Annotated in this window: 14 protein-coding genes; 2 read left to right on the top strand and 12 right to left on the bottom strand. The window is 46.6% G+C overall.

All coding sequences use genetic code 11. The features are described from left to right. The first annotated feature begins 5 nt into the window (after positions 1-5). Both DX060_RS02925 and DX060_RS02920 read left to right on the top strand, forming a co-directional pair. Positions 6-3,086, top strand: a complete 3,081-nt coding sequence (locus tag DX060_RS02925; RefSeq protein ID WP_115011071.1) for an efflux RND transporter permease subunit — start codon at positions 6-8, stop codon at positions 3,084-3,086. Positions 3,087-3,094: 8 nt separating this feature from the next. Continuing rightward, positions 3,095-3,715 (top strand): outer membrane beta-barrel protein, encoded by a 621-nt coding sequence (locus DX060_RS02920; protein ID WP_115011070.1) that lies wholly within the window; start codon positions 3,095-3,097, stop codon positions 3,713-3,715. Here the strand turns inward: DX060_RS02920 and DX060_RS02915 are convergent. The 12 genes from DX060_RS02915 to DX060_RS02870 all read right to left on the bottom strand — a co-directional run bounded on the left by DX060_RS02915 (position 3,712) and on the right by DX060_RS02870 (position 20,134). Continuing rightward, positions 3,712-6,267, bottom strand: coding sequence for an RNB domain-containing ribonuclease (locus tag DX060_RS02915; protein WP_115011069.1), 2,556 nt, complete (start codon positions 6,265-6,267; stop codon positions 3,712-3,714). The two genes, DX060_RS02920 and DX060_RS02915, sit on opposite strands and share 4 nt — an antisense overlap. 32 nt (positions 6,268-6,299) lie before the next feature. Beyond that, complete coding sequence (locus DX060_RS02910; RefSeq protein ID WP_181814160.1) at positions 6,300-9,986, bottom strand: vacuolating cytotoxin domain-containing protein; 3,687 nt, start codon at positions 9,984-9,986, stop codon at positions 6,300-6,302. A gap of 90 nt (positions 9,987-10,076) precedes the next feature. Further along, positions 10,077-11,282 (bottom strand): 2,3,4,5-tetrahydropyridine-2,6-carboxylate N-succinyltransferase, encoded by a 1,206-nt coding sequence (locus tag DX060_RS02905; RefSeq protein WP_181814286.1) that lies wholly within the window; start codon positions 11,280-11,282, stop codon positions 10,077-10,079. Between the two features lie 33 nt (positions 11,283-11,315). Then, positions 11,316-12,317, bottom strand: a complete 1,002-nt coding sequence (locus DX060_RS02900; protein ID WP_147278752.1) for an AEC family transporter — start codon at positions 12,315-12,317, stop codon at positions 11,316-11,318. A gap of 67 nt (positions 12,318-12,384) precedes the next feature. After that, a complete protein-coding gene (locus tag DX060_RS11185) occupies positions 12,385-12,528 on the bottom strand; it encodes a hypothetical protein (RefSeq protein WP_181814159.1) in 144 nt (47 codons plus the stop codon). Next, positions 12,506-13,858: a patatin-like phospholipase family protein gene (locus tag DX060_RS02895; protein ID WP_115011065.1), complete on the bottom strand. Its 1,353-nt coding sequence runs from the start codon at positions 13,856-13,858 to the stop codon at positions 12,506-12,508. Before DX060_RS02895 ends, DX060_RS11185 begins: the two co-directional genes overlap by 23 nt. A 2-nt stretch (positions 13,859-13,860) precedes the next feature. Beyond that, positions 13,861-14,454, bottom strand: coding sequence for a phosphatidylglycerophosphatase A family protein (locus DX060_RS02890; RefSeq protein ID WP_258552308.1), 594 nt, complete (start codon positions 14,452-14,454; stop codon positions 13,861-13,863). Between the two features lie 322 nt (positions 14,455-14,776). Next, positions 14,777-14,941: a hypothetical protein gene (locus tag DX060_RS11180; protein ID WP_181814158.1), complete on the bottom strand. Its 165-nt coding sequence runs from the start codon at positions 14,939-14,941 to the stop codon at positions 14,777-14,779. A 17-nt stretch (positions 14,942-14,958) separates the two neighbouring features. Beyond that, a complete protein-coding gene (locus tag DX060_RS02885; RefSeq protein WP_115011064.1) occupies positions 14,959-16,200 on the bottom strand; it encodes a glucose-6-phosphate isomerase in 1,242 nt (413 codons plus the stop codon). A 9-nt stretch (positions 16,201-16,209) separates the two neighbouring features. Further along, positions 16,210-17,190 carry a type I glyceraldehyde-3-phosphate dehydrogenase gene (gap, locus tag DX060_RS02880; protein ID WP_408938832.1) on the bottom strand — a complete coding sequence of 327 codons (981 nt, stop codon included), beginning with the start codon at positions 17,188-17,190 and terminating at the stop codon, positions 16,210-16,212. Positions 17,191-17,222: 32 nt separating this feature from the next. Continuing rightward, the gene (locus tag DX060_RS02875) at positions 17,223-19,034 is read right to left on the bottom strand and encodes a glucosyltransferase domain-containing protein (protein WP_115011062.1); all 1,812 of its coding nucleotides are present in this window, start codon (positions 19,032-19,034) and stop codon (positions 17,223-17,225) included. Further along, the gene (locus DX060_RS02870; RefSeq protein WP_115011061.1) at positions 19,034-20,134 is read right to left on the bottom strand and encodes a glycosyltransferase family 2 protein; all 1,101 of its coding nucleotides are present in this window, start codon (positions 20,132-20,134) and stop codon (positions 19,034-19,036) included. The genes DX060_RS02875 and DX060_RS02870 overlap by 1 nt, the downstream gene beginning before the upstream one ends. Positions 20,135-20,202 lie beyond the last annotated feature (68 nt).

Here is a 20,202-nt window from a genome sequence, read left to right as displayed (position 1 = left end):
CTATAATGTATAAATTCGCTATCAATCGCCCTATCGCGACCCTGATGTTTTCGCTAGGGATTATATTTTTTGGTGTGCTTGGGTTTAAAAAGATCCCAACTGCTCTCTTCCCTAATATCGACTTCCCAATCGTGCTAATTAGCACCGTGTATCCGGGAGCGTCTCCTACAACCATTGAGAGTAAAGTAACTGATAAAGTAGAAGAGCAAGTGCTGGGCATTGATGGACTAAAGCAAGTTACATCAATGAGCGTGCGCAACACTAGCCTTGTCATCGTGCAATTCCAGCTTGAAAAGCCTATGGACCAAGCAGTAAGTGATGTCATCAACAAAGTCTCATCAGTTACCTTTACAGACGCAGATATTCGCAAACCAGCCATTGACAAAATCGACACCAACGGACAGGCGATCATCTCACTTTTCCTTAGCAGTGCGACCCACTCCCAGCCAGATTTGATGAAGCACGCCGATAATATCATCAAGCCTCAACTACAAAAAGTAAGCGGTGTAGGAGGCGTGCAGCTAAATGGCTACCGCGAGAGACAAGTGAGAATCTACCCCGACCCAACCCTAATGGCAAAATACAACATCACCTACGCACAAATCGCCCAAGCTATCGGTAGAGAAAACACCGAGCTTGATGGCGGGCGTATCGTCAATGAGACCAATGAATTTGCCATCACCACCGATGGCAATAGCCAAAGTGTAGAAAAAGTCGGTGATATCCGTATCACGGATAATACCCTGCTCCGCGATATTGCCGTGGTAGAAGATGGGCTAGAAGAGTATAAAACCTACGCGGCATTTGATGGTGTGGGCGGGGTAATTATGGAGGTGCAGAAAATCTCTGGGGCAAATGACATAGCCATAGCCGATGGTGTGTATAAAGCCCTACCAATGATCCAAGCAGTAAGCCCGGGCTATGAGGTGCGGACATTTCTAGATACCACAGAGTTTATCCGCGCAAGCTTGCACGATATTGAAGTGGATTTGATTTTGGGCGGGATTTTGGCGGTGAGCATTGTGTTTGTCTTCTTGCGTAATGTAACAATCACGCTTGTCTCAGCGATCTCTATCCCGATTTCTGTGCTTGGGACATTTGCGCTTGTGCAGATGATGGGCTACTCGCTCAATATGCTTACAATGATGGCGATCACGCTCTCCATTGGGATTATCATTGATGATGCGATTGTCGTTATAGAAAATATCCACAAAAAGCTAGAATCCGGTATGGGCAAGCGCGAGGCTGCCTATGAAGGTGTGCGTGAAATCGCCTTTGCGATTTTTGCTATTTCTGCGATGCTGCTTTCAGTCTTTATCCCTGTGGGAAATATGTCTGGGATTATCGGCAAGTTTTTCCAAAGCTTTGGGATCACCGTAGCCCTTGCCATTGGCGTCTCCTATATCGTAGTAATGACTGTGGTGCCTATGGTAAGCTCTCTTGTAGTAAGCCCTAAGCAGTCTAGATTCTACCACTGGAGTGAGCCATACTTTGTCAAAATGCAAGATGCTTATGCCAAAACGCTTAAAGTTGTGATGAAGCAAAAGACCATTGTAACAATCCTAGTCTTTGGTATCTTTGCTGGCTCTATTGTCGTGCTAAGCAAACTTGGAATGGATTTTATGCTTAAAGAAGATCGCTCACAGATGTATTTCTGGGTGCAGACAAAGCCGGGTATTAGTATCTATGATATGCGCAAAAAGACCGAAGCCCTGCAAAGAGCCATTATGGCAGATTCTACCAATGTAGAATACACCACCATTCAAGTCGCCTATGGCAAGACGCAAAACACCAACAAATCTAAAATCTATGTCAAGCTTAAAGATGAAAAGCATCGCAAGGTCGATCAATTTGTCTGGGCAAGAGATATGGCAAAAACTCTTTATGGCTTGCCTGAGGCAAATGGGCTTGTGATTATCCCAGCAGAAGTCCCACTTATCGGCGGTGGCGATAACTCTGCCTTGCAAGTAGTTATCTACTCGCCATCGCAAACCCTAGTTGATGAGAGTGCGGCAAAGCTTAAGTCTATGCTGCTTGAAGGTGCGCTTAAAGGCAGTGTGGTGGATTACCACGAGAGTGTGTCTGACTGGACGCCGGAGTATCGCTTGCATATCCTACGCCAAAATGCCAACCAATATGGCATAACCGCCCAAGATATAGGGCAGGCGATTAGCTCGGCATTTGCCGGGGAAAATAAAGTAGGCTACTACAAAGAAAATGGCAAGGAATACAGCATAACCTTGCGCGTGCCGGATAATCGCCGCTTAAGCGTAGAAGACATTAAGCGCATACAGATTAAAACTGCTAATGGAGAGAGCATCTTTATCGATGGGCTTGTAGAGATAGAGCAATCTAGCACGCCTTCTATCATCAATCGCTACAATCGCCAGCGCAGTATCACTATCTATGCCAACCCAGCGGTCAAAGATGGCAAAAAGGTAGATCTAGCGACCTTGCTGCGCACCATTGATGAAAAGCGCAGTGAATGGGCGAGCGAGGGCGTGGGCTATGTCTTTAGCGGAGAGGCAGATAATCTAGCAGAGACGCAAGAAGCCTTTGCCATAGCTGTGGCAACTGCCTTTGTGCTTATCTACCTAATCCTAGCTGCCTTGTATGAATCTATCTTAGAGCCAATCATCATTATGGTAACAATGCCCCTAAGCTTTTCAGGTGCATTTTTCGCGTTGGGGCTTGTGGGGCAGCCGCTTAGTATGTTCTCGCTTATGGGGCTTATCTTGCTCATTGGTATGGTGGGGAAAAACGCTACCTTGCTTATTGATGTGGCAAATGAAAAGCGTGAAGAGGGATATAGCATAGCTGAAGCGATTTTACTAGCTGGTGAGCTGCGATTGCGCCCGATCCTTATGACAACTATCGCTATGGTCTTTGGTATGCTGCCCCTAGCCTTTGCCACAGGGCAGGGCTCATCGATGAAATCAGCCATTGGGATTTGTATGATTGGGGGGCTTATTGTCTCGATGTTCTTAAGCTTGCTGATTGTCCCTGTGTTTTACAGAATCCTAGCCCCAATCGATGATAAAATCAAACGCTTCTATAAAGTCTCTAAGGATCAAATGCTAGCATAAGGATAGTGATGCAACAAGTGCGTAGCATAGTGCGAATTAGCCTAGTAGCCCTAGCGTGCTTAGCGTGGCTACAAGCAACCCCACTAGAATCTAAATTTACAACCCCTACTTCACAAGTATTTGTCGGGGCAGGAGCATTGCTAGCACTCCAGCAAGATCTCACTCCACATAGCAAGCCCACCACCTACCCTGCCCTAAGCGTATCTGGGAGAGGTGGGTATCAGTATAGGTTTTTTACACCACTAATTGTGCGGCTGTATTTAGACTATACGATGAGTGTGCGTCCCACAGGGATTGAGAGTATCGCAACTTCGCATTTTCTTGTCAATAGTGATGTGGTATCGTATTTTTATACACTAGGGGGGGTGGATTTTGGGGTGTTTGGTGGATTTGGGCTTGGGATTGGGGTATATGGCAAAGAGGTGCAAGAAGATCCAAATGCGCTAGATTCTGTGCTAGCAAAGGGCTTTAGCGCGTTTGTCAATGGCGGCATAAGCGTGCTATTTAGCAAAGCACACCGCCTAGAGCTTGGCGTGAAATATCCGCTAACTAAGCTTACCCTACCTAGCACGCCTACTAGAGACTATCAAGAAGTGCATATACTCTTTATGTATGATTATGTGTTTTAGAGGATTTGGACATAGATTTTCGCAGCGATTAGATCGACTCGCTCTATCACTGCAGTGTATAGCTCATCGCGCATAAGCTCACAAGGAGCTTGTGTGATAACTACGCGTGCGCCTTGGAGAAGGGCTGGATTTTTTTTGGCATTGCTGCTTTCTACACTTTGGGCGTTTTTCCGGGCGTTTTTCCTAGAATCCACTTTTTGCGTTTTGGCGTTGGGATTATCAAAAGTGGATTCTAGGCTTGTGTCTTGGGCGTTGTGTGTATGGATCGCCACGCTTTGCTGCTGCAAGGCTCGCGATGATAGAAAGTGGGCTTGCTTGCTAGAATCCACTTTTTCACATATCGCGTTTTTATTGTCATTGTGAGCGGACTTGTCCGCGTGGCAATCCACATTTTCCTTAGAATCCATTTTTTGTATTTCTTGTCTGCAATTTAAAAAAGTGGATTCTAAGGCTTGGGCTGATTTTGTAAAGCCGCTTTGGGATTCTAGGATTTGCGATGAGAAATCGGGGTTTTTACTAAAGAAACCTGCTTCGGCTTCGCCTTGCACCGCTTCGCTTGTTTTCGAGCCGCGCGCGGAGATAAGACTTGGCTGTCTATCGCACAAGCGCGGCGATGAAATCCCCGATTTATCGCGCAAAACAAGCAAAGCGCTCGGCGATAGCCGATGTTTCTTTAGTAAAGCCGAATCCCCCACATTAAAATCCCCCGCACAGATCACACCTAACGCCGGATACCGCTCATCAACAACCCTAACCCCAACACACTCGCCCACAAGCCCACTAGCTAAACGGGTGTATTTTCTGTCTTTAAACTCCGCTTCCGCCCTAGCGATTTGCCGCTCTTTTTCATTGAGTAGCGGGATAATCGCGCCACTAGATTCTAGGATATAGGCGATTTGCTTGCGTGTCTTGCTAGCTAGGCTCACGCCACTTTGCAGCGTGATTGTGCGCTTGGGGAAATCGCGCATTAGGGTTTTTAGCAAGCGATGCGCGATTAGATCGCTATATCGGCGGATAGGCGAGGTAAAGTGCGTGTAGGCTGCAAACCCTAGCCCAAAGTGTGCTTCTCTCTTGTCCGTATATCGCGCTTCTTTTTGGGATTTTATGATGAGCGTGTCAAGCTGCTCGCGTGCGTTTTCTCCGCGCTTTAGGGCATCTTTTTGCAAGGCTTGTATCTGGGCGTGGAAGTCGCCTTTGGGAATCGTGTAGCCTAGCTCTTTGGCTTGCGAAAACAGCGCGTAAATCCGCTCATCACTTGGAGGCTCGTGCGCACGATAGATCCCGCCCTCTTCACACAAATCCGCCAACACCTGCGCGCTTAAGATATTTGCCAAAAGCATTGACTCTTCTATGAGTGAGTGGCTGGGGCAGGCAGTGTGTATGTGGATAGATTCTATCGCACCTTGTGTATCTAGTCTCATAGTCCTATCAACACTCATAAAATCATAGCCGCTCTCTAATCGCTTTGCCTTAAGCTTTTGTGTGTTGCTATATAAATCACGCAGCCAAGCAAGCTCGCTCTCCCCACTAGAATCCAAAATGCCTTGTGCCTGCTCGTAGCTGATATTTGCCCTAGGGGTGATCACTGCTTCATACAGCCTAGCAGAGCGCGGCAGCTTAGTGCGCTTATGCAGCACGATCTCCCACACAAGTGCTAGTTTAGGCTCATTGGCACGCAAGGAGCAAAGTGATTGGCTTAAAGTATTTGGCAGCATAGGGTAGCAGATATGCGGGAAGTATAGGCTAAAGCAGCGCGATCTAGCCTGCATATCAAGCTCGGTATTTGGCGCGACATACTCGCTCACATCAGCGATAGCGATATAGAGCGTGTGAGAATCCTGCTCCCAAAACACCGCATCATCGTGGTCTTTGGCATCGCTTGGATCAATGGTGATGAAGGGCTTATCACAGAGATCGACCCTATCTGTATAGTAGCCCACATCAACAATCCCAAAGCTTTTAGCAAATTCTTTGGCTTGCTGGCTAAAGTCGCTGGCAAAGTTATATTTATCTAAGATTATATGCTCATCAATGCTAGGATCAAGCAAAGATCCTAAGATCTTTGTAATCTCTGTGCCTTGATATACTAGCACGCAGTGCTTAGGCAAAGCTCGCAACGATTTTTGCGAAAAGGGCAGAGGTATGGATTCTAGGCTTTTGCAGTCTATGCCGATGATTTTGCCCTTTTTTTGCGCTAGGCATACAAGCCTTGAAGCGGGCGTGCTATGGCGATTTAGCACTTTGATGATCCTAGAATCTTTAGATCGTATCAAAAGCAGTGCTATATCACCATTAGCTAAAGTGCTAGCTCCATTGCGCCCACGCCCTAAGCGCAGTCCCTTTGCCTTAGGGCTAGCGATATTATGCGCAAATACGCCGCCTTTGTTTTTGTGGATTCTAGCGATGATGAAAGCTGGTGAGAGCCTATGCAGCGCACTATCTTTGGCGATCGCCCCGCAAGAGCGTAGCTGCTCATACACGCTGGCAAATTTCTTAGGCAGATCGCGCCGACCTACCACAAGACTGACTAAAAACTCCTCCAAATCCTGCACACCCTACCCCCAATCACACTCTAGAATCCACCCTAAAACACATACCTTACCCCTAGGTTTGCTGTAAGGTTAATGTCTTTATAGCTTAGTCCTATCTTTGACCCTAGAGCAAAGTTGATGAAAGTTTGCTTGCCTAGTAGCACCTCTCCACCTGCTGTGCCTAGTAGATGTGTGTTTAGTCCATCATTGCTACGATAGCTTAGAGAGTTATTCCCTACAAATCGCACATTCTCTCTATTGCCATTAGAGATATAGAGATCTTTTTGCGCTCCAATGTTGATAAACCAATAGCTTGATTGAGAGAAATACTGCCTTGTCTCTAAGGCTAGATTTAGGGCTAGGAGATGTCTTTGTGTATCTGGGCTTTGTATAGCGATATTGCTAGAGTTAGGTGTAAAAGTGGATTCTGGGTTGGCGTTGATAAATTTATTGCCACCATTGAGCTCTCCTACACTGATATAGTAGTAGCTAAGCCCACCCATAGGCTTAAAGACAAGCGATTTGTTATTCGTGCCAAAGATATAGCCATAGTTGGCATTGATATTGATAGCGTGAGTATTGTAGGCATAGCCTTGCTCTAATGATCGTAAAAATGGATTCTCTCTTGTTTTAATATCTTCAGTATTGATCCCTAGGGTGTAATTTGCAGTGAAGTCTATCTCGTGATTAGCGATAAATGCCCTAGAGTAGAATCCTGCATTGACATTGTGGCTGTGATTTGTAAGTAAATCAGCATTATAAGTCCCATAGCCATAAGAAGTAGAAGCCCCAAGGATTAGCCCACTCTCTCCTAGGGGGATAAATCTATCATAGCCTGCATTTAGCCCATAAAGTGTGCCGTGCCCATTTTTGACAAAGGTGGTGCTACCAATCCCTGTCGCCCAGATATTATTCATAAAGTCGTGGCGATTGCTAAACTTATACAAAAAGGCAGGATTCTTCCTAGGAGTAGCATCGCTTGCTATGGTGCTAGACTCTGCATAGTGGGGGAGCTTTGCTAGGGCTTTGGCTTTTAGAGCTGCAAAGGCATTGTTTGTAGAATTAGGACTAAAGTTTGAGAGCTTGACTAGGCGATTTGATCTTGCAATATCTGCTGCAAGTCTTGTAGAAGATGAAGTAGAAGTCTTCCTATCAATAGAGGCAAGTTGGTCTAGGGTGTTATTAAGCTGGTTGGCAGTTTGCAAGAAAAAGTCTAAATCATAGTTTAAGACATTTGCCCCTGTCCAAGTGATGCCTTTATCATAGATAGAGAGAAAGTTTAGCCAATCATACACATCAGATTCTACCTGTGTGGCATTGGATTGGGTTAGGGTAATGCTGCCATTGCTATCATCAATCTTATTGTCTTTTTTACACTGCTCTGTGTCGTTAGAATTGCAAAAGATTTTATTAAGCTTGCCGCTAGAATCTGTGTATTCATACACATAGATTTCCTTGCCATCACCACTAAGCTGTGTTTGCACTCCTTGGGTTATAGTAGCGGTATTAGAGATAGAGCCTATTTGCTCTATGCATTCTTGCCCACATTTTTCATAGAGGTAGTAGCGTATATCACCGATTTGATAAGGGTTGTTTGCATTATCAGAGCTAATCTTTAGCCCTATGTAATTATAAGTGAGCACTTTTTCATACTTTAGCCCTATGGCTTTAAGATCAAAGCGATCTTTTGTATAGTCTGGGTTATTAGGATCTTGTGTAGGCATATTGCCCGCATAGATTCCTATAAGGTTTTTGATACTCTCGCATTTTTCTTTCTCACTGCCATCGCAATGGATTAGAGAAGTCTGCCCACTAGAATCCACAAAGTTATACTTAATCTCCCCTGCATCAATGAGCCTTTTTACTTCGCCTGCTTTGAAATGAATGTTTTCTAAATTGTTCCCAGCATTAGTGATAGCAAGGATTGGCTTGCCATAGCCATTGTGCAAATTAGAATCCTTGATCGATACACCGAGCTCTAGCACGCCTGCTTCATTTTTACCATTGATAAATTGATTATCTAGCACAAGCTGGGTGTTGGTAGCGTCCATTATGATCTGCCCACCTGGAGTTAGGGTGAGATTGTGAAATGACGCAGTGGAGTTAGAATGCAAGGTGATGTTAGTAGCGGTGGTGTGGTGGATATTGGAGGCGTAGAAGCCGCCTTTGACCCCCACAGAGAGCGAGCCTAGCTCTAGCGTGCTATCTTTGACAAAGGCATTGCCACCAGACTCATTGACAAAGGTCATTCTCGCTGTATCTGCAGCTAGATCTGTGCCGTCATTTAGCGTAATAGAGTCAAACTTATACTTCCCGCTCTCCATTGCCCAAAGCTTCGTGCCTAAGCCATCTTGCCCGCCATTTGTATTGCGCTTTTGCACGACTAGGGACTTGGCGGCAAAGTCTTTGTTCATCTTCACATTGGCAGCGACTATCTCCATATCGCCTACACTTGCCTTGCCTTTGACCTTGCTAAAGTCAAAGGTCGCCCCACCCCAAGTCTGCTGGGCAGTAGCAGTGGTAAGCTTGCCTGTATGAGTAAGATCTCCGCCACTCTCAAACACCGCATAATCCGCCGAGCCTACACCTTCTAGCTGATTGGTAAGCTTGATGTTGGTATCTTTTAGCGTGATAGAATCTTTGGCGATAAACTTCACCACAAATGCCCCAGCATTATCGGTGGCATTGTTGATACCGCGCGTGGAGTAGATCTCTGCTTTATCAAGGTTTATGGTGTTGGCTTCAAAGGTGGCATAAGTCTCATTGACCGCGGTGCCGACATTGCCGTGGAGATTGAGATTTTTGATCGATAGATTTTCTCCAGCTTTGGCGATAAACTGCCCTTTGCCAGAAAAAAGCGTAGCGGTAAGATTGGCTATATCGATATTTTTACCCGCAGTAAAATTGATATACGCATCTTTGCTTAATGTGCCAGAATTAAGCGTGGTGCTACCGCCACTGATCTTTATATCTCCATTTTTGGACTCAAACACCAAGCTATCGCCCTGTATGTTTGTCGTAGTATCGGCAAAGCTAAGAGAAGATTCCGCGCTAAATTTTGTTTCGTTTTTGTTCCACGCAATATCAGGTCCTGCTATGTTTAGCTTGCTGTTTTTAAACTCGATTGTATCCCCACTAAAATTCACCACGACTTTTTCGCTATTTGAGGGCATTTCAAGCGTGAAATTATCGGCTTCAAGCTTGTTTTTGGCACTGATTTTTAGCTCAGAGTTTGAGCCTTTGATTTTGAAGTTAGAACTTTTCAAAGCGATGTCGTGCTGTGAAGTTAGTGTCAAGCTATCGCCTTGTGTATTTGACCACATATCTACTGTGAGACCTTGGGCAGTGAGATTTTCACTTGCGTTAAATACCAAAGTCGCGCCAGCCCCTGCGCCTGTATTATTCCCTGTGCCTAATCGCGATGTAAGATAGACTTCCTTGGCATTAAAAGTGCCGGTAACATAGCCTGTCCAGCCGCCATTACCAAAGTGGATCCCATCATCTCGATTTGTATTTTCTGCTTTTTGGGTATTGCCAAAGACAAGGGTTCCGTTATTGTAGTTTTGTGTGAAATTTGAGCCTGTAATACTATATGGATTCTGCCCCTTGGCATAAAAAATATCTGCCTCACTTTTATCCGTAGAGCTTAGTCGATAAACATCACCACCTATATCCTGTGCGCTCTGTGCATAGCTAGGCACGCTAAGACAAAATGCGCATAAAACACTAGATCTTAGCACTGCGCTACATTTTGCATAGAATCCTAATTCCACCACACACCCCCACAAGATCTCGTGCTAGTAGTATCGACTTTTTATGTTAATGATAATCTAATGTAAATCCGCGTTTAGCTCGATTTTGCGATTGCTTCGAAAGGCGATCATCTTGCCGCTTTTAGAATCCTGCCTGTAATGCACGCCGTGCTTGCCTGATAGCTCGCGCCCTTTATACAGCCCGCTATCTTTGATAGCAAAGTCCGCATTGATCTGCGCGATCTTTTCAGCTTCTGCTTTGTCGATAGCAAAAATTGTGCCTGCAAGCACCGCGATCCCGCCATCGACTATGCAGCCATCGCCTAGACTTATGCCAGTAGAGCTATTGACCCCGAGCAAGCAATTTTTGCCGATAGTGATTGGCTCGCTATTGCCCCCACTTAGCACGCCTAGGATACTCGCCCCTCCGCCTACATCTGTGCCTTCTCCTACAATCACGCTAGAGCTTATGCGCCCTTCATTCATACACGCTCCAAGCGCGCCGGCGTTGAAATTCACATAGCTAGCCCCGGGCATTTGCGTATAGCCACCACTGCCAAGGTATGCGCCAAAGCGCGTTTTAGCAGAATCTAGCAGGCGGATATTGTCATATTGGGGGATCACTTGCATTAAATATCGTGGAAATTTATCCACAAAGTCAATCGCAGGGAAGCTGCCCTCCATTTTTAGGCGGATTTCATTCTCTCGTAGCCACTCTAGCTCATAGGGGGTATTCCCACTCCACGCGACATTTTGCAATAGCCCAAAGATCCCATCAAGCTGGAGTGAGCGCAAGGGAGCTTTGCCAAGTGATAGGGCTAGGAGCTTTAGGTAGGCGGATTCTACACTCTCGCACTTGCTATCGCTATATAGCACGCACAAATGATAGCGGAAATGCCCGCTATGAGTGCAGAGGCGATTTTGCGTTAAGGCTTTTTGGAGCTCTAGGATAACTTGGATATTTTTATGTGTGCTTGGGCTTGTGAGCGACTCTGCCAAAAATGGCTCATATAGCTCTAGCGCACGCTTGATGAAGCCCTCTGTAATGCCAAAAATCGCTTCATTATCACTAGCGTGGAGTGATTTAGCAGCTTTAAGTGCCTCAAAAAACACCGCATAGCTGCCGAGATTCTCATCGGTCCAATTTAGTAGCGGATAAGTCGCGCTCAAAACCGCTTGAGACTTCTGCCCATACTCAATCCGCGCGATCCCAAATGCTAAAGGCTTTTTATACTCGGGGAGATTTTGTGTAGCGGCGACAAATGCTTTAAATGAGTCTTTCATCATAGCTCCTTAAATTATAATGGCGGTATTATATTACAAATGGCTTATATATAGCCATAATGGCGTGCTAAAAGCTGCAATAGGCACTCCTGCTACAATACAAGAAATCGCTAGCTTAGAATCCAGCCCCGCACGCGCGATCACCGCGACCGCGCTGATAAGCGGAGGCATAGCCACTTCTAGTAGCACCATTTGGTGATCTTCTTGCAATGGCACTTGAAATAGCCACAAAATCGCAAGATACAACAAAGGAGCCACAAACATACCAAAGCCTAGCACGACAAGCACTTTCCTCCACAGCAAGCGCAAGAAGTCAAAGCGCAGCTGCACCCCTATGGCAAAGAGAGCCACCGGCGTAGCACACGCCGCTAGAGCCAAAATCGGCGCGAAAAGCACCTCTGGGATACTAAAGGGCATAGCCTTAAGCGCAAAGGCGCAAAGCATAGATAAAAAGAGCGGACTAGCAAAGAGCCGCACAAGCACGCTTTGGATACGGAATTTTGTCTTAGAGCTTAGGCTAAGGAGCAGCGGGGTCAAAACAGCTAATGGCAGCCCCGTGCAGAACTGATCTAGCACAATGGCTTTATGCGAGGCTTGCTCGCCTAGCGCACCTTGCACGATAGGCACACCTAGGAAAAGTGTATTATGCAAGGAAACCAAAAAAGCCATAGCAAGAGAAGTGCCAAAATCAAAGCGCAAGATCTTTGAGACAAATACAAACGCCAGCGCACCAGCTACAAGATTGCACACAAGAGCTAGGGCAAAAAGCCCCAAAAGCTCTAGGCTCACGCTTGAGTGATACACCCCTGTGAAAATCGCGCTAGGCAGGGCAAAATTGAGCAAAAAGCCTAGCAGGATATTGCCCTGTCTATCACCAAGCAGGCGCACGCGATTGGCAAAATACCCCAAAAACATAAAGACAAATATGCTATATATCGCGACAAACACAAATGCCTCCTTACGCGCTAGATCTAGCTGCGATCCGTGGCGTGGCGATCCACACAAGTGGATTCTAGCAGGTGGATTATTAAACAAACATCAACACAGCCTAAGTGCTTGCTAGAGTGGATTTATGATCGCTACTTTTACGCGAGTTATAGGCTTATGATGGATCGCCACGCCTTGCTGGCGTGGGGCTTGCGATGACAGAAATGGGCAGTGCCGGCTCGCGATGACAGAGAAGTTGGCTTGTAATTGGCAGAGCTAGAATCCACTTTGTCAAACTAGATTCTAGCTCCCTCTTCATACCCTAGCGCAAAAGCCAGCATAGCGCACAAAAGCTTCTCCCCAAACTCATCAAAGAGCGAAGTCTCTGGCTTTTTGTCTTGCAAGAGTGCATAAGCGCGTGCGATCTCCTGCCCCACGCTAGAATCCAAGCTAGAATCTAGCCTAGAAGTAGCACTGCCTTGGGCGATATAGGCTAGGTCGCGCTTGGCTTTGGCGAAGACTTCTAGGGCGTTATAAGTCTTTGTCTCATCATAATTCATAAGCTGCATATAGGATTCTAGTAGAGCAAGGGTGAGCTGCTCTAGGCTTATATGCGTGGCATTATAGGGCTTAAGCGTGCTTAGGAGCATATCACAAAATGGCGTGGTAGAAGTGATTTTAGAGATGATCCCTGTGCTTGCAAGCTGTGTGCCAAAGCGTGCTAGAGTGCTGCTTGATGGGGCGTTTTTATCAAGCTCTTTTGCCAAAAGGCTAGCAAGCAGCCTGCGTGAAAGCGCGCGAAAGGTGCTAGAATCCACTTCATCTAACGGCATAAACGCAAAGCGCAAGCCCACAAGCTTGCCAAAATACCGCTTAGTGTCTAAATAGCCTAGCTTGATATTTCGCGCGATAGAGTCTTGTGAGAAATCCAGCATCGTGCCTAGATAGCGAGATGGGCGGATATGGCGCACAAGTGGGTTGCTATCATATTTGGTTACAAAATCATTATGCAAAGAAATGGCGATGACTTCACTCGCCCCCATTTTGAAAGCTAGATCGATAGGCAGATTATCATAATACCCTCCATCAATGTAGCTTTTGCCATTGATATTATAGATAGGAAACGCCGGGAAGCACGAAGCAGAAGCCATCACCCAATGCGCTAGGCTTTGCTTGCTTAAAGTCGCTTTGGTCTGCTCGCACGCTTGAAAGCTAGGCACCTCCACGCACAAAAGCCCAAAATCCATAGCCGAGCTAGAAAGCTTTGCATAGTCTAAATGCGTGGTGATGATCTCCCACAAGGGCGCAGTATCCATACCTTTGTTTTGCGTGTAGGACTTGAGAAATGGCAGGAGCTTTTGGACATTATTGAAGTAGTAGTCTATATCGGTGGTGAGATTTAAGCCCTTGCCTATGACTTTCTCTACATCAAGGCTCTCCCACAATGCGCTAGCTTTGTCAAAGTCCCCTTGCACGATCATCGCGCCATTTAACGCGCCAATGGACACACCTGTAACAAGATCAAAGCTAAATCCAAGTTCGCGTAATGCCCTATACGCGCCTACTTGATACGCGCCCTTTGAGCCGCCGCCTCCTAGCACGAGTGCGAGCTTTTTAGCAGGGGTGGGGGCTAGACTCTGGGTGTGCATAGCTAGTAAGCTCGTGCAGAAATTATGCCAGTAGCCACATCATACGCAAAAAGCACCAAAATCCCAGCGATCCCAGCCACAATCCCAGCCGCTACATCATCTAGCACCACACCAAGACCGCCTTTAAGCTTTCTATCAATGCGCCCGATGATAGAGGGCTTCCAAATGTCAAATACGCGAAATAGCACAAAAGCTAGCATAATATGCGCAAAATGCCCCTCGTGCCACAGAGTGCTCATAGTCAGCCATATATCCGCGCTCTTATCGATAGTGAGCCATAGCGAAGGATTCCCATAGCATAGGATACTCATCGCCAGCCACACGCCCACAAGCTCATCGATGACGATCCACTTTTCATCGTGCTTTTTGCTATATGCCTCCCATTTGTCAATCTCACGCACCGCGATTATCCCAAGCAAGCACGCAAGCAGGAATAGCGTCTGCGCAGAGTAGAGCAAAATCGGCAGCCCAAGCAGCACAGAGAGTGCGCTGCCGGCGGTGCCGGGGGCTTTGGGGGATCGACCACTATACAGCACACTTAGAAAAGCTATGCGGAGTGTTTGAGGCGATTCAGCTTTTGGGCTAGAATCGTGGATTTCATCGCCGCGCTGCGTCGATAGACACTCGAGTCTTATCTCCTTGCGCGGCTTGAAAAACCCCGATTCTAGCTCCAAAATCTTAGAATCGCTAGGGCTTGGTGTGGGCTTTTTGCTGGTGGATTGGGCTTTTGCATTTTGGGCGTTTTTCCTAGAATCCTCGTTTTTACTAGCGGCGTTGTTTTCTGTCATTGGCAGCACCGCTTGCACCGCGTGGCAATCCATAGATTCTACGCTAGCAGAATTGACTTTCTTAGAATCCATTGTTACTCCTTTTAGACTTCACCCTAGAATCCACTTTTGCGTATCAGCGGCAGAGTTTTCAAAAGTGGATTCTAGGTTTTTCATACTCACCCCAATTGTCTTTCTCTAGGATTCTAGGAATTGCGGTAGTGCTAGCGGGGCTTTTTAAGGATTTTAGGGCAGAGCTAGACTGGTGGTCTGCGGTTGCCCTAAAATCCTTAAAATCGCCGCTATGATTACCCAAGACCGAATCCCTCTGTGTTAAGCAAAATAAGTTCGCAACCTCCGCTTCCCAAACTCCACTCCGGGCTGATCGTAGGCATTAACCCCCAGCAACACCCCCGTGCAAGAAGTCAAAAGCTCAAAATACACCACAAGCGCGCCGATATGCCACGCATCTAAGCTCTCTAGCGTGATAGAATCTGTGGGGATAGCAAGCGACTCTAGCGTCTCTAAAGTCGCTTGCTTTTGGAGATTGAGCAAGCGCAAAAATGCCGTGCCATTGACAAAATCGGTGGATTCTAGGGACTCTAGGGAGCAGTTTGGCACCACAAACGCGCTAGAATCCACCTTATCGCACTCATCGCTTAAAGACAAAAAGCTCACCACCTTATCACGCGCTCCTTGCACGATAAGCTGCAAGAATGAATGCTGATCGATACTGCCTACAAGCCCCACAGGTGTAAGCCCCACTTGCTCGCCCTGCGCATTATGCTTGCCCAAGCTTTCCCCCCAGAGCTGCACAAACCAGCGATTAAGCTCGCCAAACACACTCCCATAAGAAAACAACACGCTTATGGGATATTGCTTGTGGTGCTTGGCTAAAAAGGCGGCTTTATCGATGATATGCCCCTCTTTGCCAGCAAAAAAGCTCTCCATCATCGCGCGCGCTCCTTGCAAAAGTGCGCTAATATCAAGCCCAAGCAAGCTTAAAGGCACAAGCCCCACTAAAGAAAGCACCGAAAATCGCCCGCCCACATTAGCAGGGATTGTGAAGCACTCTAGCCCCTGCTCCTTGGCAAAGCTCTCTAGCGGCGAGCCAGAGTCTGTGATACAGGATAAATGCTGCTTGTTTGCGCTGCTTAGTAAATCAAAATGCGTGATAAGAAACTTCACTAGAGAAATGCTCTCAATGGTCGTGCCGGATTTAGAGATAAGCAAAAAATGCGTGCTTTTTAGCGTGATGGATTCTAGCACGCGCTTGGTCTCAAAGGGATCTGTATGCTCCAAAAAATGCACGCGCCTAGTAGCACTTCTGCAAGAATGCCCCAAAGCCGCATACACCGCCCGCGTGCCTAGCGAGCTGCCACCCACACCGATGATGACAAGATCTGTGATGCTTGAGAAATACTCGCGCGTGCTATATGCTAAAGCGGATTCTAGGGCAAGTGTGTCAAAGGGGAGCTTGTAGTAGCCGCTTGCTCCACTGCTAGATTCTGCCTTGATAGCTTCAAGCACAGAGCTAGAATCCACTTTGGCATAGGAAGTGTGGAAGCTAATCATAACCGCACCCTAACGCCCTAGCACAAACGCCGCCATATCCACAAGCCGCGTAGTGTAGCCAAACTCATTATCATACCACGCAAGGATTTTGGCAAATCTATCGTGCAAAACCATCGTTTTATCCGGCACGATAATCGCGCTATAAGGTGAGCCGATAAAATCGCTTGAGACACATTGATCATTATCGATGTGGAAAATCTGGGGCTTTGCTTTAGCTTGTGCGGCAAAAAGCGCGTTTAGCTCATCTTTGCTTATGGGCTTAGAGAGATTGACACTTAGATCCACCACGCTTACATCAGGTGTAGGCACACGCATAGCATAGCCGGTAAATTTGCCCGCAAGCTCTGGGATCACAAGGGCTACTGCCTTTGCCGCGCCGGTGGAAGTGGGGATCATACTTAGGGCTGCGGCTCTTGCTCGGCGCAAATCTTTGTGCTTGACATCAAGGAGATTTTGGTCGTTGGTATAGCTGTGGATTGTCGTCATAAGGGCGGATTCTATGCCTAGATTCTCGTGCAAGACTTTGGCGATAGGGGCTAGGCAGTTTGTCGTGCAAGAGGCATTAGAGATGATAGGCTCGCCCTTATAGCTTTGCTCATTGACCCCATAGACAAAGGTAGGTGTCTCATCAGCAGGAGCAGAGATCACCACTTTTTTGACACTGCCTTTTAGGTGGGGGCTAGACTTTTCTAGGGAGTTAAATTTGCCCGTGCATTCAAGCACGGCTTGCGCGCTGCCAAAATCTAGCGCGGTTATATCGCGATTGCTTTGGATTCTAACGCGCTTGGAGTTGCCGATCCTTAGCGTAGTCTCATCGAGCTTTTCTACATCATATCTGCCATGCACAGAGTCATAGCGCAGTAAATGCACCAGCGTATCTATGCTTGCGGTGGTATTCATACTCACAAGCTCCATATCATCGCGCTTGCCGATGATCCTAGCCGCACAGAGTCCTATGCGCCCTGTGCCGTTGATCGCTACTTGTTTCATCAAACTCCTTTAAAAGTGGATTCTAGCAGTCGCTAGACTTTTGCTCGCTTAAGTTCGCGCGCTTGGGGCTTTTCCTCTCGCATTTTCTCTTCTTTCATCTTTTCTTCCTCTTGGCGCATAAGCTCTTCTTCAAAGGCGTGGGGGTATTTATCCTTGCCCTTAAACTCTATAATCGTGCATTCTGGATAGACTTCTATCAGGTGGAATATATTATCCACGCGCGCTTTGAGTCGCCCTGCGGTGGCTGGGTTGCACTTGGGATTCTCTGCTAGCTTTTCAAAGTCCTCCGCATCGACAACAACTTGCGGCTGCTCCTCTGGCACATCGCCCCAGCCATAGTGCTTCATCGCCGTGCGCACCCAATATTTGCCATCGGTGATTTTCACAAGTCGCTTCATTAAAGGATTGTGCTTAGAGGAATTTTCTAGCACAGGCGAAGCAGTGATCCAGCCCTTTATGCGAAAGGTATAGTCTTTATAGCTTTTTTGCTTAGGCATAACATTGACCAAATCTTGCAGCAAAATCGTTAGGCGGAAGGTTTGGTATTTATCTTGCTGGGAGAGGGCATTGCCATAAGCATTAGCAAAGACAATGAGCGACCACGAGAAAAACCCAACCACAACCGCTGAAGCGACAAAAAACGAGCGAGCATAAAAGGGGCGCGAGACAAGGGCATTAGAATTTGTCTGGCGCGTGTCTTCTTGCTTATACGCCCATCCTCGCCACGCGCTCACCACATAGATTGCCATCGCCGCACTCCACACGCCAATACCAATAAATGCGCGCGGTCTTTGCAGCGGCTCTGCAAGCACCAAATACACCCCATAAGAGAGCATTATCCCAAGGCTAAGCAGCAGCACACCTAGAAGCAAGGCTAGAATCTTACTGCGCTTAGATTGATAGATGATTGATAAAAGAAACATTCCCATAAGGGCGAAAAAGCAGATTTTAATCCCCGTCCAGTCAAAGTCGCTCCACAAGTAGCCAAGATACATTTGCATATTGCCAATAAAGCCGCTTGGCAACTCACTAAGAGGAAATGTCGAAGTGCCTGCTTGTGCGTGAGCAAATGGGTGCATAATAAAGACTTTAAAAATCCCAAGTGCAGTGGCATAAGTGAGAAATGAAACGCCGATGAAAGTTAGGGTTTTCTTAATGCCTGCGTTTGTTTGATTAAACATCAAAAAGCCAAAGAAAAGCACAAGGATAATCTCCACCCCACTGCTTGCCTGATAGGTCATACACATACCAAGTGATGAGAGAATCGCCACAGGGATATAAGCGCGAATATGGTGGATAAACACAAAAGGCAGCACACCAAAAAGCACCGATAGTGCCATATAGGGCGAATCGTATTTAAACGATAGCTCTTCTAAAAAGTAAGGAGAGAGCCCAATAGGGATTGAAGCGATGATGGCAAGCGCGGTTAGGCGTTTTTTATAAGGCTGCTCAGCAGAATCCCACTGGGACTCTTCATTTTTCCAAATAACCTCGCGGATACTCCACACCAAAATCAACGATGCAAAGCTCAAAAACCCTATGGCGACAAACTGCGTCAAAGGCGAGACATCTGCTAGCACTGTGTCCATATGCATAAAGGTGGAGAGATAGTAGCTAATGTAGCGCGAGAAGTTATCCCACTCCTTGTAGCCGATGATAGAGCGATTTAGATCATCGATATAATACACATCTGCACGGATAAGGCTAATGATCCCAAGCAAATACAGCCCAAAGGCGATGAGAAAATACTTCCAAAAGCCCTGCGTGTGAAAAAACGCCCAGCACGCCGCTTTAAACTCTTCAAGTGTTTTTACAAAAAGATTGTCCTTAGATTTCGGTGGCATTAACTCTCCTTTGTAGTAGTAGTAGAATGTGCTAGGCTAGATTCTAGTGTGCTAGGACGCGGCTGCTCTAAAGTGGCACAAGAGCTTGGCGACTTTTTGCGCTTATCAAGTATGAAGTGTGGGCGCATTTTGACTTGCTCATAGATCCTAGCGATATACTCGCCAATGACTCCAAGCAGCATAAGCTGAATCCCACCGATGAAAGTGATGATGACAATAAGGCTTGGGTAGCCAGCCACTGCATTACCATAGAGAATAGTATCGATAATGCGATAGATCCCAAAGCACACTGCAAAAGCTGAAATAAAAAACCCTAGCACAAAGGCTATGCGCAGTGGCATCGTGCTAAAGCTTACAATCCCTTCAATAGCGTATTTAAACAGCTTCCAAAAGCTCCAGCTTGAAGACTCCTTAAAATGCGGGATATACTCATACTCTAGGCACTGCCGTTTAAAGCCCACCCACGCGAACATCGCTTTAGAAAAGCGGTGGTATTCTCTCATCTGCAAGAGAGCTTCTATCACCTCTTTATCCATTAGGCGGAAGTCTCGCACGCCAGATTCTATTTTGACTTCAGAGATGAAGTTTGAGATCTTATAAAATGTCTCACTAAGTGCAGCGCGGATCTTGGACTCCCCAGCACGAGTAGTGCGGCGGGCATAGATGACCTTGGTCTGCCTGCTAGATTCTAGCCAGATTCTAGCCATATCAGCAATCATACTTGGTGGATCTTGTAAATCCGCATCAAGCAACACGACTCCCTCTCCTTGCGCTTGCTCTAAGCCGGCTAAAATAGCCGCTTCTTTGCCAAAATTACGCGAGAAAGAATGCACACAGATTCTGCGGTTTTTGTTTGTGTCTTTAGCGGCGATGTCTTCTAGCAAAGCTAGCGTTTTATCACGGCTACCATCATTGACAAATATCAGCTCATAAGGGATAAGCTGCGATTGCGCTTGGGCAAGCTGCGCACTATGCTCCATAATAAATGGCACAAGAGAATCCATAGTCTTTGTGATCTCTGTGAGAAACACAGGCAAAGAGACTTCTTCATTGTAGCAGGGCACAACTATGGATATACCTATGGTGGCAGATGATTTCATAATACACTCTTTACACAGCAATATCTAGGCGGTGCAGGATTATAATCTTTGCAAATAAACCAAGATTA

The sequence above is a fragment of the Helicobacter canis genome, assembly GCF_900451095.1.
Classification (GTDB): domain Bacteria; phylum Campylobacterota; class Campylobacteria; order Campylobacterales; family Helicobacteraceae; genus Helicobacter_B; species Helicobacter_B zhangjianzhongii.
Note: the sequence above shows the minus strand (reverse complement) of the source record. Positions and strands in the feature narration are given on the sequence as shown.

Bases quoted from the DNA above. Each gene is read 5' to 3' on its own strand.
- DX060_RS02925 (WP_115011071.1), top strand. From the start codon at position 6: ATGTATAAATTCGCTATCAATCGCCCTATCGCGACCCTGATGTTTTCG.
- DX060_RS02920 (WP_115011070.1), top strand. From the start codon at position 3,095: ATGCAACAAGTGCGTAGCATAGTGCGAATTAGCCTAGTAGCCCTAGCG.
- DX060_RS02905 (WP_181814286.1), bottom strand. From the start codon at position 11,282: ATGAAAGACTCATTTAAAGCATTTGTCGCCGCTACACAAAATCTCCCC.
- DX060_RS11185 (WP_181814159.1), bottom strand. From the start codon at position 12,528: ATGAAGAGGGAGCTAGAATCTAGTTTGACAAAGTGGATTCTAGCTCTG.
- DX060_RS02895 (WP_115011065.1), bottom strand. From the start codon at position 13,858: ATGCACACCCAGAGTCTAGCCCCCACCCCTGCTAAAAAGCTCGCACTC.
- DX060_RS02885 (WP_115011064.1), bottom strand. From the start codon at position 16,200: ATGATTAGCTTCCACACTTCCTATGCCAAAGTGGATTCTAGCTCTGTG.
- gap (WP_408938832.1), bottom strand. From the start codon at position 17,190: ATGAAACAAGTAGCGATCAACGGCACAGGGCGCATAGGACTCTGTGCG.
- DX060_RS02875 (WP_115011062.1), bottom strand. From the start codon at position 19,034: ATGCCACCGAAATCTAAGGACAATCTTTTTGTAAAAACACTTGAAGAG.
- DX060_RS02870 (WP_115011061.1), bottom strand. From the start codon at position 20,134: ATGAAATCATCTGCCACCATAGGTATATCCATAGTTGTGCCCTGCTAC.